13 protein-coding genes are annotated in these 17,338 nt (G+C 73.6%); 6 read left to right on the forward strand and 7 right to left on the reverse strand.

Going from position 1 to position 17,338, the window contains the following annotated elements:
- Positions 1 to 13: 13 nt before the first annotated feature.
- The 4 genes from ZF1_RS22060 to ZF1_RS22075 all read right to left on the reverse strand — a co-directional run bounded on the left by ZF1_RS22060 (position 14) and on the right by ZF1_RS22075 (position 6,689).
- Positions 14 to 3,775 (reverse strand): ABC transporter ATP-binding protein, encoded by a 3,762-nt coding sequence (locus tag ZF1_RS22060; RefSeq protein ID WP_482638741.1) that lies wholly within the window; start codon positions 3,773 to 3,775, stop codon positions 14 to 16.
- 370 nt (positions 3,776 to 4,145) lie between these two features.
- Entirely contained in the window at positions 4,146 to 5,006 is an 861-nt protein-coding gene (locus ZF1_RS22065; RefSeq protein ID WP_179761921.1) for an ABC transporter permease, read from the reverse strand.
- Positions 5,006 to 5,947: an ATP-binding cassette domain-containing protein gene (locus tag ZF1_RS22070; protein WP_226369656.1), complete on the reverse strand. Its 942-nt coding sequence runs from the start codon at positions 5,945 to 5,947 to the stop codon at positions 5,006 to 5,008. The genes ZF1_RS22065 and ZF1_RS22070 overlap by 1 nt, the downstream gene beginning before the upstream one ends.
- Before the next feature lie 142 nt (positions 5,948 to 6,089).
- Positions 6,090 to 6,689 carry a TetR/AcrR family transcriptional regulator gene (locus ZF1_RS22075; RefSeq protein ID WP_482638246.1) on the reverse strand — a complete coding sequence of 200 codons (600 nt, stop codon included), beginning with the start codon at positions 6,687 to 6,689 and terminating at the stop codon, positions 6,090 to 6,092.
- 281 nt (positions 6,690 to 6,970) lie between these two features.
- Between ZF1_RS22075 and ZF1_RS22080 the strand changes: the two genes are divergently transcribed.
- The 3 genes from ZF1_RS22080 (at position 6,971) to katG (ending at position 11,287) form a co-directional block, all read left to right on the forward strand.
- On the forward strand, positions 6,971 to 8,530 hold the full coding sequence (locus ZF1_RS22080; protein ID WP_482638247.1) for a long-chain-fatty-acid--CoA ligase: 1,560 nt from the start codon (positions 6,971 to 6,973) through the stop codon (positions 8,528 to 8,530).
- Positions 8,531 to 8,628: 98 nt separating this feature from the next.
- Positions 8,629 to 9,048 carry a Fur family transcriptional regulator gene (locus ZF1_RS22085; protein ID WP_482638742.1) on the forward strand — a complete coding sequence of 140 codons (420 nt, stop codon included), beginning with the start codon at positions 8,629 to 8,631 and terminating at the stop codon, positions 9,046 to 9,048.
- 25 nt (positions 9,049 to 9,073) lie between these two features.
- A complete protein-coding gene (gene katG, locus ZF1_RS22090) occupies positions 9,074 to 11,287 on the forward strand; it encodes a catalase/peroxidase HPI (protein ID WP_482638743.1) in 2,214 nt (737 codons plus the stop codon).
- Between the two features lie 275 nt (positions 11,288 to 11,562).
- On the opposite strand, the gene ZF1_RS22095 is transcribed toward katG, so the two are convergent.
- On the reverse strand, positions 11,563 to 12,270 hold the full coding sequence (locus ZF1_RS22095) for an esterase/lipase family protein (RefSeq protein WP_482638248.1): 708 nt from the start codon (positions 12,268 to 12,270) through the stop codon (positions 11,563 to 11,565).
- 43 nt (positions 12,271 to 12,313) lie between these two features.
- Positions 12,314 to 12,691 carry a DUF5997 family protein gene (locus ZF1_RS22100; RefSeq protein WP_062397456.1) on the reverse strand — a complete coding sequence of 126 codons (378 nt, stop codon included), beginning with the start codon at positions 12,689 to 12,691 and terminating at the stop codon, positions 12,314 to 12,316.
- Between the two features lie 30 nt (positions 12,692 to 12,721).
- Between ZF1_RS22100 and ZF1_RS22105 the strand changes: the two genes are divergently transcribed.
- Entirely contained in the window at positions 12,722 to 13,402 is a 681-nt protein-coding gene (locus tag ZF1_RS22105) for a LysR substrate-binding domain-containing protein (RefSeq protein WP_482638249.1), read from the forward strand.
- 68 nt (positions 13,403 to 13,470) lie between these two features.
- Here ZF1_RS22105 and ZF1_RS22110 read toward each other — a convergent pair whose 3' ends face one another.
- Positions 13,471 to 14,439: an acyl-CoA desaturase gene (locus ZF1_RS22110; RefSeq protein ID WP_073578549.1), complete on the reverse strand. Its 969-nt coding sequence runs from the start codon at positions 14,437 to 14,439 to the stop codon at positions 13,471 to 13,473.
- Between the two features lie 120 nt (positions 14,440 to 14,559).
- Here ZF1_RS22110 and ZF1_RS22115 point away from each other — a divergent pair, with 120 nt between their 5' ends.
- Positions 14,560 to 15,588 (forward strand): LLM class F420-dependent oxidoreductase, encoded by a 1,029-nt coding sequence (locus tag ZF1_RS22115; RefSeq protein ID WP_179761914.1) that lies wholly within the window; start codon positions 14,560 to 14,562, stop codon positions 15,586 to 15,588.
- A gap of 44 nt (positions 15,589 to 15,632) precedes the next feature.
- Positions 15,633 to 17,279, forward strand: a complete 1,647-nt coding sequence (locus ZF1_RS22120) for a flavin-containing monooxygenase (protein WP_482638250.1) — start codon at positions 15,633 to 15,635, stop codon at positions 17,277 to 17,279.
- Positions 17,280 to 17,338 lie beyond the last annotated feature (59 nt).

A 17,338-nucleotide genomic window follows, 5' to 3' on the forward strand; every position in this document is an offset into this window, starting at 1 on the left:
CCCCGGGCCGCGCTCAGGTCTGTGCGGCCAGCGGGCTGTCCGGCTCGGGCTCCAGCTCTCCCGCGCGCCACAGGGCCGCGTAGCGACCGCCCGCGCGGACCAGCTCGTCGTGCGTGCCCTCCTCGGCGATCCGACCGCCGGACAGCACCACGATCCGGTCCGCCCGCCGCGCGGTCTGCAGCCGGTGGGCGACGACGAACGCGGTCCGCCGCGACGCCACCCGTTCCCCCGCCGCCAGCACGGTGGCCTCGGTGGCCGGGTCCAGTGCCGCGGTCGCCTCGTCGAAGATCAGGACGTCCGGGTCGACCAGCTCGGCCCGCGCCAGCGCGACGAGCTGCCGCTGCCCCGCCGACAGGCCCTGCCCCCGCTCCCCCACCGGGGTGCGGAACCCCTGCGGCAGCGACCGCACCAGGCCCAGCGCCCCGACCGCGCGGGCCGCGGCCTCGATCCGCTCCGGCGGGGCGTCCGGTCGGCCGTAGGCGATGTTCGAGGCGACGTCACCGGTGAACAGGTGCGCCTCCTGCGGGACCACCCCGAGCCGCGCGCGGTACCCGGCCAGCGGGAAGCGGCGCACGTCGACGCCGCCGACGCGGACCTGGCCGTCGCCGGTGTCGTAGAACCGGGCGATCAGCTTGATCAGCGTCGACTTGCCGGCTCCGGTCGCGCCCACCAGCGCGACGGTCTCGCCCGCCCCGACGTGCAGCGACACGTCGTCGAGGGCGGGGGCGTCCACCCCCGGGTAGCGGAACGTCACGTGGTCCAGCTCGACCTCGCCGCGCAGCCGCGGCGGCACGGGCGCCGGCCGCTCGGGCTCGTCCGGGACGGAGGTGGGCGTGCGCAGCAGCTCCGAGATCCGGTTCAGGCCGACCCGGGCCTGCTGGTAGCCGTCGAACACCTGCGACAGCTGCTGCACCGGGCCGAAGAACAGGGTCAGGTACAGCAGGAACGCGGTGAGCACGCCCGGGGTGATGTCCCCGCCGACGATGCGGGTCCCGCCGACGAACAGCACGACCGCCGTGGCGATGTCGGACAGGAACGCCACGAACGGGAAGTAGGTGGCGATGTAGCGCTGCGCGCGCAGCCGCGACCGGCGGTAGGCGTCGGAGCGCTCGCCGAAGCGGTCGTAGCTCAGCTCCTCGCGGACGTAGGCCTGCGCGATGCGCACCCCGGACACGTTCTCCTGCAGGTCGGCGTTGACCACGCTGACCCGCTCGCGGGCCTCGGCGTAGGCGCGGGAGGAGAACCGGCGGAACACCACGGTGCCGACCGCGAGCAGCGGCAGCAGCCAGCCCAGCGCGTACAGCGCGAGCTGCGGGTCGGTGAGCACCAGCGCGGTCGCGACCCCGCCGATCGTCAGGAGGCTGACGACCGCCTGCGCCAGCCCGGTCTGCAGGAACGTGGACAGCGCGTCCACGTCGGTGGTCATCCGGGTCATGATCCGGCCGGACAGCTCGCGCTCGTAGAAGTCGAGGCCGAGCCGCTGCAGGTGCGCGTAGCTGCGCAGCCGCAGCAGGTAGAGCAGGCTCTCCCCGGCCCGGGCGGTGACCAGCGTCTGGAACCCGACGACGACCGCGTCCAGCACGACGATCAGCAGCCCGGCCAGCGCCGCCAGCAGCAGGACCCGGGTGGCGCCGTCGGCGATGCCGTCGTCGACGGCGATCCGGGCGATGCTGGGCAGGGCCAGGGTCGCCAGCGCGTCCGCGGTCATCAGCGCGACGCCGAGCACCAGCAGCCACCGCACGGGGCGCAGCAGCGAGGACAGCCGGAACGCGGGATCGGGGGCGGTCGGGTCGTCGTCGCCGCGCAGCCGGGGGGACTCCTTCGCCGGGGGCAGCTTCGCGACGGACTCGAGCAGCTCGGGGGTCGCGCTGATCCCACCGGCCCAGCCGGCCGCGCCGCCGCCGCCGTCGCGGGTCAGGGCCCGGTCCGGGTCCTCCTCGATGCTGACCCGCGGCCACAGCTCCGGGGTGACGGCCGGGCCCGCCGCTGCATCGGCGAGTACGCCGGTGCCGGTGCCGGGTGCCGCCTCGTGGGCGGCGGGCTCGCGGGTACCGCCGCCGAGCTCGTCGGCGGGGCCGGTGGCGAGCAGCTCCCGGAACAGCGCGCACCGGCCGCGCAGCTCGTCCTCGGTGCCGGTGTCGACGACCCGGCCCTTGTCCAGCACCGCGATCCGGTCGGCCAGCGCCAGGGTGGACCGCCGGTGCGCGACCAGCAGCGTGGTCCGCTCGGCGGTCAGCTCGTGCAGGGTCTCGTGGATCGCGGCCTCGGTCGCGGTGTCGACCGCGGAGGTCGCGTCGTCGAGCACGAGCACCCGCGGCCGGGTCAGCATCGCCCGGGCCAGCGCGATCCGCTGCCGCTGACCGCCGGACAGGGTCAGGCCGCGCTCGCCGACCTCGGTGTCGTAGCCGTCGGGCAGGTCCTCCACGAACGACGCCACCTGCGCGGCCTCGGCGGCGGCGCGGATCTCGTCCTCGCCGGCGTCGGGCCGGCCGTAGGCGATGTTGTTGCGGATGCTGTCGGAGAACAGGAACGCCTCCTCGAACACCACCCCCAGCTCGGCGCGCAGGTCGTGCAGCCGCAGGTCGCGCAGGTCCACCCCGCCGATCGCGAGACGCCCGGCCTGCGGGTCGTAGAAGCGGGGCAGCAGCAGGGCCACCGTCGACTTGCCCGAGCCGGGCGGACCGACCAGGGCGAGGGTCTCGCCGGGTTCGACGCGCAGGGAGAGCCCGTCCAGGACCGGATCGGGGGCGGCGTCGCCGTCCGGGCCGGAACCCGCGGGCTCGTAGCCGAACCGGACGTCGTCCAGCTCGACGGTCAGCGGGCCCTCGGGCAGCGCGGCCGGACGCTCCGGGTCGACGATCCCCGGTGCGGCGTCGACGATCTCGAAGACACGCTCCGCCCCGGCCCGGGTCAGCTGCGCGGTGACCACGAGCGCGCCGATCAGCCGGGCGGGCCCGACGAGCATCCCGACGTAGGTGGTGAACGCCAGGAACGTGCCGAGGTCGATCGTGCCGCGGGCGGCCATCCAGCCACCGACGCCGATCACCGCGACCTGTCCCAGCCCGGGCAGCGCGAGCAGCATCGGGTTGAGCCGCGCGGTCAGCCCGGCGGCCCGCAGCCGCTCGCCGTAGAGCCGGCGGGCCCGTCCCTCCAGCGTGGCGGTCTCGCGGGCCTCCTGCCCGAATCCCTTCACCACGCGCACGCCGGTGACGGTCTCCTCGACCTGCTGGGCGATCTCGGCGGCCCGTTGCTGCGCGGACCAGGTGGCCGGGAACAGCCTGCGCCGGATGCTGTTGGTCGCCAGGAACGCCAGCGGCAGCATGACCAGAGCGACCACGGTGAGCAGCGGCGACAGGTACAGCATCGCGACGATCGCGACGACCACCAGCACCACGGTGCCCGCCGACAGCGGCACCATCGACAGGAAGCCCTGCACCAGCTGCAGGTCGGAGATGGCCCGCGAGGCGACCTGGCCGGTGCGCAGCCGGTCCTGGCGGACGCCGTCCATGCGCTGCACCGCGCCGAACACCGCGCGCCGCAGGTCGTGCTGCACGTTCAGCGCCATCTTGCCGCCGAGGTAGCGGCGCACGAAGGCACCGACGAACTTCAGCACGCCCAGCACCAGGAGCCCGCCGACGACCGGCGTGAGCACGCCGGTGTCCCCGCCGATCGCGCCGTTCACGCCCTCGCGGATCAGCAGCGGACCGATCGCCTCCAGCCCGACGCCGAGCATCGACGCGACGAGCGCACCGACGGTGACGCGGCGGTGCCGCATGCAGGCCGTGGCCAGTCTGCGGATCCAGCCGGGGCGTGCGGAGGGGTGGGGAGAGGGCACGTCGCCAGGCTATGCCCGCCCCCCGACAACCGGCCCGGCGACGCCGCCCGGCGCGGGGCCGGCGGACACCCGCCGTCGACGACGGCCTCCCCCGCACCGCCCACCGGACTCCCGGCCACCGCCGCCCCTGCGCCGCCACCTCGTCGCTCCGGACCCGCGCCGTCGATCAGTACACGAGCGCGGCCGGGAGCCGGGCGGACGACGCTCATGCGCTGATCGACAGGGCTACGGCGGTGCTCACCGCGCGAGGCGGCTCGGGAGCGGCGTCCCCTACGCACGGCAGCGCCGGGCCCGGGGCCGCCGGCTCGTCTCAGGTGATGTCCCGCCGCGCCCCGACGACGGCGGCCAGTGCGATCCCCGCGGCCGTCCAGACCGCCAGGACCAGCAGCCCGACCCAGCCGGGCGGCGGGGCGCTGACCCCGGCCAGGAACTCCAGGACGAACTGCGACTGCGCCCCCAGCCCGGCCGAGCTCACGACCGGCTCCCAGATCGCGAGGTCACCGGCGTTGCCGGGCAGGAACGGCGTCAGCCGGGCGAACACCGACGGGTCGCCGAGCGAGGACCCGTCGCCCGCGCGCAGCGCCCCGGCGATCAGGTTCTCCCCGATGAGCAGGTAGCCGACGGTGAGCGCGATCGCCCCGGCCTGGTTGGTCACCAGGGTCCCGACGGCGACGCCGAGGACCCCCCACAGCGCGCACACCAGGATGCCGATCGCGCCCAGCCCGGCGAGCCGCCCGAGGTCGGGCAGCTGCTGGCCGCCGAGCGCCGCACCGCCGAGCAGCGGACCGACCACGACGAGGAACAGCGCGTACAGCCCGGCGACGACGGCGGCGATCAGCGCCTTGGCCGCGAGCACCTGGCCACGGGACCCGGTCAGGTAGGCCAGCGTGACGGTGCGGTGCCGGAAGTCGCCGGTGCCCAGCAGCGTCCCGAAGGCGCCACCGACGATCGCGGTCATGGTCAGCGCCGACGCCAGCCCGGCGAGCATCAGGATCGACGAGGTCTCGGTGGCCTGCGGCACGAGCAGCTGCAGGATGCTGCCGAGCAGGCTCTGGGCCAGCGCGAGCAGCAGCACCGGCAGGAACAGCAGCCACCACACCCGGGTGGACAGGGTCTTGCGGACCTCGGCGGTCAGGACCGCGCGGAAGCGGTCGAGGCTCACGGTCGCCATCAGCGCTGCTCCTCCCCGGCGAGCAGGCGCAGGAACATCTGTTCCAGCCCGGCCCGCTCCTCGCTCATGCCGTACACGGCGACGCCCGCGGCGAGCGCCAGGTCCCCGACGCGGACCGCGTCGGCCCCGCCGACGGCCAGCACGCCGTCGTCGACGCGGTCGATCTCGGTGATCCCGTCCGTGGCGAGCGCCTCGGCCAGCCGGGCCGGGTCCGCGGCGCGCACGAGCACCCGCGAGCCGTGGCCGGCGCGCAGCTCGGCGACGGTGCCGTCGAAACGGCAGGCACCACGGTCGATGACGACCAGGCGCTGCGCGGTCAGCTCCATCTCGGCCAGCTGGTGGGAGGAGACGAGCACACTGCGCCCGGACGCGGCGAAGGCCTGCAGGAACGAGCGCAGCCAGGCGATGCCGTCGGGGTCGAGGCCGTTGCCCGGCTCGTCGAGCACGAGGATGCGCGGGTCGCCGAGCAGCGCGACGGCCAGGGCCAGGCGCTGGTTCATGCCGAGCGAGAACCCGCCCGCCGAGCGGTCCGCGGCGGCGGCCAGGCCGACCAGTGTGAGGACCTCGTCGACCCGCGAGTCGGGGACGCCGATCGCGGCGGCCGCGGCGCGCAGGTGCGCACGCGCGGTGCGTCGCGGGTGCACGCCCTGGACCTCCAGGACCGCGCCGACGACGCGGCCGGGCGAGGTCAGCGCGGAGAACGGGACGCCGTCGACGAGCGCGCGCCCGGTGCTGGGCACGACCAGGCCGAGGATCATCCGCAGCGTCGTCGTCTTGCCCGAGCCGTTGGGTCCGAGGAACCCGGTCACCGAGCCGGGCTCGACGGTGAACGACAGGTCGTGCACGGCCTCGACCGGGCCGAACCTCTTGCCCAGACCCTCGACGACGATCCGCCCGCTCCCGGCCGCCGTCGCCGGGTCCGTGGACGCGGTCTCCTGCACTCCGGCCTCCCGCCGTTCTCGCGTCGCGCCCCGGTTCGCACCGGGGCATCGCCTGCCGGCCATCCTCACCCAGACCGGGATCCCGCCGGGAGGCGGCCCCGGCGCGGGGTCGGCCCGACGGCGGCGGCCGGGACCACGACCGCTACGCGGTGGCGCGCACCGCCGCCTCGACCGCCGCGGCGAGGGTGTCCAGGTACGCGTCGTCGCACGCCGCCCCGGTGACCAGCACCCGGAACAGCAGCGGAGCGATCAGGAGGTCGACCGCGAGATCGACGTCCACCGACGGCGGGAGGTCCCCCCGCTCGACCGCCGCCCGCAGCATCTCCACGCCGACCTCCCGCCGGGGGCCGGCCACGTCCGCCTGCACCACCTCGGCGAGGGCCGGGGTGTGGCGGAGCTCGGCCAGCAGCGTCGGGACCACGTCCGCCACCACCGGGGCGGCCACCTGGTCACGCAGCTCCCCGAGCAGCTCCCGCAGGTCGCTGCGGAACGCGCCGGTCGACGGAGCGGGGGGCAACGTGTCGGCGACGGCCTGACGGACCAGGTCGGCCAGCATCTCCTGCTTCGACGACCAGCGGCGGTACAGCGCGGCCTTGCCCACCCCCGCACGCCGGGCGACGGCCTCCATCGACAGGCGGGCGTACCCGCACACGGCCAGCTCGGCGAAGGTCGCGGACACGATCGCCTCGGTGACGCGGGGGCGCAGCACCGCTCCGCCGGTGGTGGCTCGTCGGACGGTCACACCCTCACCCTAGCGACCGACGGAACGCGTGCGTTCCGGCGACTGGTCGTCGACCGGCCACGTCGCCGACGGCACCCCGGCCGCGATCTCCTCCGTCGCGGTGGCGACCTCGTCGTGCGCCACCGCGACGACATCGGCCCCCTCGACCTGCGCCCGGCCTTCCCGCGCGCACCTGGGGTCCCGGGATCGGACCGATCCGGTCGGCACTGGCGCGAGACCGACGAAACGGACTTGAATGGCGTGCGTCACACGCTCAGCGACGAGCCCCGAGGAGCCGCCCCGTGATCGACCCGACCAGCACCGTGTCCTCCCTGCTGCGCACCCACGCCACCGGGCGCCCGGACGACGAGGCCCTGCGCTTCGGCGACGTCCGCCGCACCTGGTCCGAGCTCGACGTCCGGGTGCGCAGGCTCGCGGCGGCCCTGCGCGCGGAGGGCATCGGCCCGGGCGACCGGGTCGCGGTGCTGGACCTCAACCACCCGTCGTGCCTGGAGCTGTTGCTGGCGTGCGCGTGGATCGGGGCGGCGAACGCGGTCGTGAACTTCCGGCTCGCCCCGCCGGAGATCGTCTACGTGATCGGCGACGCCCGGGCGCGGCTGCTGCTGGTCGGCCCGGAGTTCGCCGGGGCGGTCGGGCAGCTGCGGGAGAAGCTCACCGCGGTGGAGCGGGTGCTCCACGTGGGCGGGGACGCCGACGAGTACGAGGCGTTCCTCGCCGCGCACGAGCCGGACACCGACCCCTACGACGCCGGCCCCGGCGACTGCTTCGTACAGCTCTACACCTCGGGCACCACCGGGTTCCCGAAGGGCGCGATGCTCACCCACAGCGCGATGCTGGCGCACGCCGCGCACGTCGCCGCGGACTTCGAGCTGACGCCGACCGACGTCGTGCAGGTCGCGATGCCGCTGTTCCACGTCGGCGGGACCAGCTACGCCTTCCTCGCGCTCGCCCAGGGCGCGCGGATCGTGATGGCCCGGATGCCCGACCCGGCGGCGCTGCTGGACATGGTCGCCGCAGAGGGCATCACGCACACGTTCTGGGTGCCCGCGCTGATGGGCGCGATGACCCAGGTGCCGGGCGCGGCCGACCGCGACTACACGTCGCTGCGGGCCATCTCCTACGGCGCCTCGCCGATGCCGCTGCCGGTGATGCGGGCGTCGCTGGCGCTGTTCGGCCCGAAGCTGCACCAGGTCTACGGGATGACCGAGGCCTGCGGCGTGGTCAGCTCACTGGGCCCGGAGGACCACGGGGACCCGGCCGTCGAGCACCGGCTGGTGTCGGCGGGCAGGCCGATCACCGGCTGCACGATCGAGGTGCGCGACCCGGCGACGGGCGAGCGGCTCGGCACGGACGAGCCCGGGGAGATCTGGGTGCGGACCGACCAGCTGATGAGCGGCTACTGGGACAAGCCGGAGGCGACGGCGGCGGCGATCACCCCGGACGGATGGCTGCGGTCCGGCGACGGCGGCCACATCGACGCCGACGGCTACGTCTACGTCACCGACCGGATCAAGGACATGATCGTCTCGGGCGGCGAGAACGTGTACCCGGCCGAGATCGAGCGGGTGCTCGCCGAGCACCCGACCGTCGGCGACGTCGCCGTCATCGGAGTGCCCGACGACCGGTGGGGCGAGGTCCCGAAGGCCTGCGTGGTGGCCGCGCCGGGGGCGACCGTCGACCCCGAGGAGCTGCTCGTTCACGCGCGCGCCCATCTGGCGTCGTTCAAGTGTCCGAAGACCGTCGACGTCCTGCCGGAGCTCCCCCGCAACCCGACCGGCAAGATCCTCAAGAAGGATCTCCGGGCACCGTTCTGGGCGGGCCGGGAGCGCAGCACCGTCTGACGTGGCGCCGGTCTCATACTGAGACACGCCGAAACTTGACCGATTCAAGAAAAGCAGGCAGTCTCGCCGTCGTGTCGAACGCATCGGACTACGAGGGCATGCTGCGCGCGGCGTCGCTGCGCGTGACGCGTCCTCGCCTGGCCGTGCTGCGGGCGGTGCACTCCCACCAGCACGCGGACACGGAGTCGATCATCCGTGTCGTGCGGGAGGACCTCGGGGAGGTGTCGCACCAGGCCGTCTACGACGTCCTGCGTGCGCTGCACTCCTCCGGGCTGGTCCGCAGGATCCAGCCCACCGGTTCCGTCGCGCGGTACGAGGCGCGGGTCGGCGACAACCACCACCACGTGGTGTGCCGGTCCTGTGGCGCCATCGCCGACGTCGACTGCGCCGTCGGCGCCGCACCCTGTCTCACCGCCTCCGACGACAACGGCTTCGTGATCGACGAGGCCGAGGTCGTCTACTGGGGCCGGTGCCCCGACTGCTCATCCACTGATCCCGAGAGGATGTCCCGTGTCTGACGAGCACCCCACCGTCGAGAGCGAGATGAACCGCGAGCAGGACGGCGGTTGCCCCGTCGCCGCCGGCCGCATCGCGCACCCCACCGAGGGTGGCGGCAACCAGAGCTGGTGGCCGAACCAGCTCAACCTGAAGATCCTCCGCAAGCACGCTCCCGCCGCGGACCCGATGGACGAGGGCTTCGACTACGCGAAGGAGTTCGCGACCGTCGACCTGGACGAGCTCGCCCGCGACGTCGACGCCGTCATCACCACCTCGCAGGACTGGTGGCCCGCCGACCACGGCAGCTACGCCGGGTTCTTCATCCGGATGGCCTGGCACTCGGCCGGCACCTACCGGACCTACGACGGCCGCGGCGGCGCCGGCGCCGGGATGCAGCGCTTCGCCCCGCTGAACAGCTGGCCCGACAACGGCAACCTCGACAAGGCCCGCCGGCTGCTGTGGCCGGTCAAGCAGAAGTGGGGCCGCAAGGTCTCCTGGGCCGACCTGATGGTCTTCGCGGGCAACCGCGCCCACGAGATCTCCGGCTTCCCGATGTTCGGCTTCGCCGGCGGCCGCGCCGACGTGTGGGAGCCCGACGAGGACGTCTACTGGGGCTCGGAGAACGTCTGGCTGGGCAACGAGGCGCGCTACGGCGGCAGCAAGGACTTCGCCCACCGCGAGCTGGAGAAGCCGCTCGGCGCGTCGCACATGGGTCTGATCTACGTCAACCCGGAGGGCCCCGACGCCAGCGGTGACCCGATCGCCGCGGCCCGCGACATCCGCGAGACCTTCGGCCGGATGGCGATGAACGACGAGGAGACCGCTGCGCTGATCGTCGGCGGCCACACCCTCGGCAAGACCCACGGCGCCGCCAACCCGGACGAGAACGGCAACGTCGGCCCCGAGCCGGAGGCCGCCGACATCACCGAGCAGGGCCTGGGCTGGAAGCAGAACTTCCGGTCCGGCAAGGGCCGTGACGCCATCACCTCCGGGCTCGAGGTCATCTGGACCCGGACCCCGAACCGGTGGAGCCACGACTACCTCAAGCACCTCTACGCCTACGAGTGGGAGCTGACCGAGTCCCCGGCGGGTGCCAAGCAGTTCATCGCCAAGGACGCCCCGGAGATCATCCCCGACCCGGAGCCCGGCTACCCGAACCGCAAGCCGACGATGCTGGTCACCGACGTCGCGATGCGGGTCGACCCGTCCTACGGCGAGATCACCCGCCGCTGGCTGGACAACCCGTCCGAGTTCGAGGACACCTACCGTCGCGCCTGGTACAAGCTGACCCACCGCGACATGGGCCCGAAGGAGCGCTACATCGGCGCCTGGGTGCCGCAGGAGGAGCTCCTGTGGCAGGACCCGGTCCCGGCCGTCGACCACCCGCTGGTGGACGCCGACGACGTCGCGTCGATCAAGGCGAAGGTCCTCGAGTCCGGTCTGTCGGTCACCGACCTGGTCAAGACCGCCTGGGCCGCGGCCTCGTCGTTCCGCCAGTCCGACAAGCGCGGTGGCGCCAACGGCGGCCGCATCCGCCTGGAGCCGCAGCTGCAGTGGGAGGTCAACGACCCCGACACGCTGCGCCAGGTCGTCTCGACGCTGGAGTCGCTCCGGTCCGACGTCAACGGCTCGCTCACCGGCGGCAAGAAGATCTCCTTCGCGGACCTGGTCGTGCTGGCCGGTGCCGCCGCGGTGGAGAAGGCCGCCAAGGACGGCGGGCACGACATCACCGTGCCGTTCGTCCCGGGCCGCACCGACGCCACCCAGGAGAAGACCGACGTCGAGTCGTTCTCCTACCTGGAGCCCACCGCCGACGGCTTCCGCAACTACCGCGGCAAGGGCCACACCCTGCCCGGCGAGTTCCTGCTCGTCGACCGCGCGAACCTGCTCGGCGTCTCCGCCCCGGAGATGACCGTGCTGGTCGGCGGCCTGCGTGTGCTGGGCGCCAACACCGGCGGGTCGACGGCCGGCGTGTTCACCGACAAGGTCGGCACGCTGACCAACGACTTCTTCACCAACCTGCTGGGCTCCGACGTCCAGTGGCGTTCGGTCGCCGGTGACGACGACTCCTTCGAGGCCGTCGACGCCTCCGGGAACGTGAAGTGGACCGGCACCCGTGCCGACCTGGTCTTCGGGTCGAACTCCGAGCTGCGCGCCGTCGCCGAGGTCTACGCCTCCGACGACGCGAAGGAGAAGTTCGTCCGTGACTTCGTCGCCGCGTGGGACAAGGTCATGATGGCCGACCGCTACGACGTCTGATCGTCGCGTAGCAGCGCGTCACGACGCCCGGGCCGGGTCACCGGTCCGGGCGTCGTCGTGTCCGGGCCCTCGCCGCACACCTCCGTCGAGACGCAGCTGAAGGCTTGCGGCGCGCCCCCGCACGACCCTGAGTCGCCTATCGACGCTTTCCGGACGCCGAGATGCAGCTCAGCGGGCTGGGGAGATCCACAACTCCCGCTGAGCTGCATCTCGGCGTTCGACCCGCGGCCCGGCACCCCTGGCAGAGTGCCGGCGGCACGCACCGAGGCAGCGGGTCACCCCAGCCCGTCGAGCACTCCCGCGAGCCCCGAGGGCTCGGACAGCATCGGCCAGTGCCCCGTCGGGAGCGCGACGATCGTCCACTCCGGACCGCCCATCTCCGCGAACCCGGGTGCGCCCGCGTCGATCAGCTCCCGGACGTCGTCGGGAGCGAAGCTGCAGGCCACGACGGTCTTGGGCAGCGAGGGGTCGGGCGTCCCGCGACGCGCGCCGGTGAGCACCACCCCCGGCGGCTCGGCCACCGAGCGGGCACGGACGTCGTCGAACACGGCGTCCGGGACGCCGGCGGTGCTGCTGCCGGCGGCGTCGAGCTCGGCACGGGCCGGCATCGGCAGCGCGCCGTGCCCGGCGAGGGTCGCCCGGGTCGCGGCCTGCGCGTCGGGCGGGGTGAAGTCGATCTGTGCGACACCGTCGGGCAGCGGTCCGGTGTCGACGAACACGAGGTGCGCGAGCCGGCCCCGGGCGCGCTCGGCCACCGCGGCGCAGACGGGGCCCGCACCGCTGTGGGCGACCAGGACGACCGGGGCGCCCGCGTCCCCGAGTGCGGTGAGCACCTCGTCGACGCGGGTCTCCGCGGTCGCACCGGGCTCGTGGCCGAGGTCGAGCGCGGCCACGTCGTGCCCGCGGGCGCGCAGGTCGTCCGCGACCGCGCTCCACGCCGTCGCGTCGATCCAGAAACCGGGGACCAGGAGGTAGCTCGTCATGCCACGAGCCTGGCGGCGGACGAGGACGGTTCCGGTCCTCGACCTACTTCTTCTGCTGCTGCGCCTTCAACCGTGCAGCCTCGCGCTGGCTCTCGGCGCGGGTGGCGCGCTCGCGCGCGAGCCACTCGGGCTCCTCGGACTTGATCGCGGCGATCTGCTCGGTGGTCAGCGGCTCGGTGATCCCGGCGCGGGCGAGCCCCGAGATCGACACCCCGAGCCGGTCCGCGACGACCGGGCGCGGGTGCGGCCCGGTGGTGCGCAGCTCGCGCAGCCACTCCGGCGGGTCGGCCTGCAGGGCGTCGAGCTCGTCGCGCGAGACGACCCCCTCGCGGAAGTCGGCCGGCGTGGCGTCGAGGAGCACGCCGAGCTTCTTCGCCGCGGTCGCGGGCTTCATCGTCTGTGCGGACCTCTGGCGCGTCATGTCACCAGGCTATGCGGCTAGCCTCGACCGGTGACCGCCACGTCCTTCCACCTCGGCTACGTCCCGGGCGTCACCCCCGGCAAGTGGACCCGGATGTGGGCCGAGCGCCGCCCCGGAGTCACCCTGGAGCTGCACACGGTGACCGCCGCCGAGGCCGCGGACCTGGTCCGCGCGGGCACGGTGGACGCCGCCGTCGCCCGGCTGCCGATCGACCGGACCGGGCTGCACGCGATCCCGCTCTACACCGAGACCACCGTGGTGGTCGTCCCGAAGGAGCACGTGGTGACCGCGGCCGACGAGGTGACCGTCGCCGACCTGGCCGACGAGATCGTCCTGCGCAGTGGCGACGACACGCTCGACTGGCCCGACGGGCCGCCCGGCCGGGCCGCGGAGTACGCCCCGCCGACGACGGCCGAGGCGGTCGAGATCGTCGCCGCGGGGGTCGGGGTGCTGGTCGTCCCGCAGTCGCTGGCCCGGCTGCACCACCGCCGGGACCTCACCTACCGGCCGCTGGTCGACGCCCCGGGGTCCGGCGTCGCGCTGACCTGGCCGGACGCGGAGAACAGCGACCTCATGGAGGAGTTCATCGGGATCGTGCGCGGCCGCTCGGCGCACAGCACCCGGACCCGCCGCAGCGAGCCCCCGGCCGCGCCGGCACCGCGCCCCCCGTCGACGGCGGGGAGGCGGCGACCGGCCCGGCGTCGCCGCTAGGGCCCCGGACACGACGACGCCCCCGGTGCACGGGGCACCGGGGGCGTCGGACGTATGACGCGGAGGGGTCAGGCCGCGGTGGCGGCCGGCTTCTTCGAGAGCTTCTCGAGGCGGCGCGTGGTGGGCCAGCGGACCGCGGTCGCCCAGCCGAGCTTCTCGAAGCCCCGGATGACGACGGCCGAGATGTCGATCTGGCCCTTCTTCACACCGTGCCGGGCGCAGGTCGGGTCGGCGTGGTGCAGGTTGTGCCAGGACTCGCCGAAGGACAGGACCGCCAGCCACCACACGTTGGCGGACTTGTCACGGGAGGCGAAGGGGCGCTCGCCCCAGATGTGGCAGATCGAGTTGATCGACCAGGTGACGTGGTGCAGCACCGCGACGCGGACCAGGCCGGCCCAGAAGAACGCGGTGAACGCGCCCCACCAGGACATGGTGACCAGGCCGCCGACGAGCGCCGGGCCCGCCAGGCTGAACACGACGATCAACGGGAACGCCTTCTCCACGCGCATCATGTCGCGGTCGGTGAGCAGGTCCGGGGCGAACCGCTTCATGTTCGTGAGGTCGCGGTTGAAGATCCAGCCCATGTGCGAGTGCCAGAAGCCCTTGACCAGCGCCTTCGCGCCGGTGCCGTAGAGCCACGGCGAGTGCGGGTCGCCCTCCTTGTCGGAGAACGCGTGGTGCCGGCGGTGGTCGCCGACCCAGTCGAGCACGCTGCCCTGCAGCGAGATGCTGCCGGCGATCGCCAACGCGATCCGCAGCGGCCGGTTCGCCTTGAACGAGCCGTGGGTGAAGTAGCGGTGGAAACCGACCGTCACGCCCAGGCCGCTGACCAGGTAGAACACGACGAACAGCGCGACGTCGACCCACCCGAGGCCCCAGCCCCACGCGAGCGGGACGGCGGCGAACAGCGCGAGCGTCGGGAGGACGACGAACAGTCCGACCAGGAACATCGCGCCGGGCGGGCGCTGCCCGTCGACGATCGGCGCGGGCGTCCGCTTCGCGGACGTGCTGCGGGGAGGTGCGGCCTCGAGCGTCATGCGTCCCACTGTCGCGGAACCCGTACCCCGCGGGCAGTGCGGTTAACCCCCCTGTTGGGATTCGGGTTCCGCCCCGGTCCGGGCTTGACCGACGAGTAACTTGTGAGTACTGAACGGGGAGTGAAGCTCTCCACCGTCCTCCCCTACGGCGACGACCCGATCCGCAACGCGGACGCCGTCACCGACATGGAACGCGCCGGCCTCGACGTCGTCTGGGCCGCCGAGGCCTACTCCTTCGACGCCGTCTCCGTGCTCGGCTACCTCGCCGCACGCACCGAGCGGCTCGAGATCGGCTCGGCGATCCTGCCCATCTACTCGCGCACCCCGACCCTGACCGCGATGACCGCGGCCGGCCTCGACGCCCTGTCCGACGGCCGGTTCAGCCTCGGCCTCGGCGCATCCGGCCCGCAGGTCATCGAAGGCTTCCACGGCGTCGCCTACGACAAGCCGATCGGGCGCACCCGGGAGATCATCGAGATCTGCCGCAAGGTCTGGAAGCGGGAGGAGAAGCTCACCAACGACGGGCTCTACCCGATCCCGCTGCCCGGAGGAACCGGCCTCGGCAAACCGCTGAAGATCATCAACCACCCCAAGCGCGCCGACATCCCGATCTGGGTGGCCGCGCTGGGCGAGAAGAACCTGCAGATGACCGCCGAGCTCGCGAACGGCTGGCTGCCGCACGTCGTGCTGCCGGAGAAGATCCAGGAGGTCTTCGGGCCCGCCCTCGAGGCCGGCTACGCCAAGCGCGCCCCCGAGCTGGGCCCCCTGCAGATCACCGGCGGCGGGATCGTCGCGCTCGAGGAGGAGTTCTTCGAACCGGCCCGCCAGGCCGCCCGCGGCCTCTACGCGCTCTACATCGGCGGCATGGGCGCGCGCGGCAAGAACTTCTACAACACCGTCTTCGCCAAGCAGGGCTACGCCGACGCGGCGAAGACCGTGCAGGACCTCTACCTGGACGGGAAGAAGGAGGAGGCCATGGCCGCGCTCCCGGACGACTTCATCGACAAGGTCACCCTGATCGGCTCCGAGGGCCACGTCCGCGAGCGGATCGCGGCGCTGCAGGAGAACGGGATCACCCACCTGCACGTGAACCCGATGACCGACGACGTGAACCACACGTTCGAGAAGCTCAAGACCTGGATGTCCTAGGTCCGGGCTTGCCGGGCCCGCGCGGGCGTGCTCATCTGGGTGACATGGTCGACAGCGCTGTTGGTCAGGACGTCGCCTCCGAGGAGTTCGACGCGGTCGTGGTCGGAGCCGGGTTCGCCGGGCTCTACATGCTGCACCGTCTGCGCGGGCTCGGGATGTCCGCCGTCGTGCTGGAACGCGCCGACGGCGTCGGCGGGACCTGGTACTGGAACCGCTACCCGGGCGCGCGATGCGACTCGGAGAGCTACTACTACTGCTACTCCTTCGACTCCGCGCTGGAGCAGGAGTGGACCTGGACCGAGCGCTACCCGCGCCAGCCGGAGATCAGGGCCTACCTCGACCACGTCGCCGACCGGTTCGACCTCCGCCGTGACATCCGGCTCTCGACCACCGTCACCGGGGCCCGCGCCGACGCCGACGGCCGGGGCTGGACCGTGTCCGTCGAGGACGGCCCCGACCTGCGCTGCCGGTTCCTCGTCACCGCGGTCGGCTGCCTGTCCGCGGCGAACGTGCCGGACCTGCCGGGCCTGGACGACTTCGCCGGGCGCTGGTTCCACACCGGCAGCTGGCCGCACGGCGGCGTCGACGTCGCCGGGCGGCGGGTCGGCGTCGTCGGCACCGGCTCGACCGGGATCCAGGCGATCCCGGTGCTGGCCGAGCAGGCCGCGCACCTGACCGTCTTCCAGCGCACCCCGAACTACTCGATCCCGGCCCGCAACGGCCCGCTGACCGAGGACGAGTCGCGCGCCTACAAGGCCGACTACGACCACATCCGCGAGATCCAGGCCGGATCCACCAACGGGCACCCGTTCACGATCGACGACCGCTCCGCCCTCGACGACCCCGACGACGAGCGCGAGCGCGTCTACCGGGCCGCCTGGGAGCGCGGCGGGCTGCGGTTCCGCGCGGCCTACCGGGACCTGCTCGCCGACGAGGCCGCCAACGCCACCGCCTCGGAGTTCATCCGCGACCGGATCCGGGAGGTCGTCGAGGACCCAGCCACCGCCGAGGCGCTGCTCCCGCACGACCACGGCTTCGCCACCAAGCGCCCGCCGATCGACACCCACTACTTCGAGACCTACAACCGCGACGACGTGACGCTCGTCGACGTCCGGGCCGACCCGGTCGAGGCCGTCGAGCCGGGTGGCCTGCGGCTGCGTTCGGGCGCGCTGCACGAGCTGGACGACCTGGTGTTCGCCACCGGCTTCGACGCGCTGACCGGTCCGCTGCTGCGGCTGGACCCGGTCGGCCCGGACGGCACCGCGCTGAGCGACGCCTGGCGCGAGGGCCCCCGGACCTACCTGGGACTGGCCGTGTCCGGCTTCCCGAACCTGTTCACCGTCACCGGGCCGTTCAGCCCGTCGGTGCTCACGAACATGCCGACCTCGATCGAGCAGCACGTCGACTGGATCGCCGGCTGCCTGGCACACCTGCGCGCGACCGGCCGGGACCGGATCGAGGCCGACCCGGCCGCCGAGCGCGACTGGGGCGAGCACAACCGGGCCGCCGCCGACGCGACACTGCTGCCGCGGGCCGCGTCGTCCTGGTACCTGGGCGCGAACGTGCCGGGCAAGCCGAGCGTGTTCATGCCCTACGCCGGCGGGTTCGCCCGCTACGCCGCGACCTGCGCCGACGTCGCCGCCGACGGCTACCGCGGGTTCCGGCTGTCCGGCCGCGGCCCGGCCGCGTGAGCACCACGTCACCCCCCGACGAGGGGACCTGCGGCATTGCGCCGTTCGGCCCAGTACCG

Source organism: Pseudonocardia sp. ZF1, assembly GCF_056835605.1.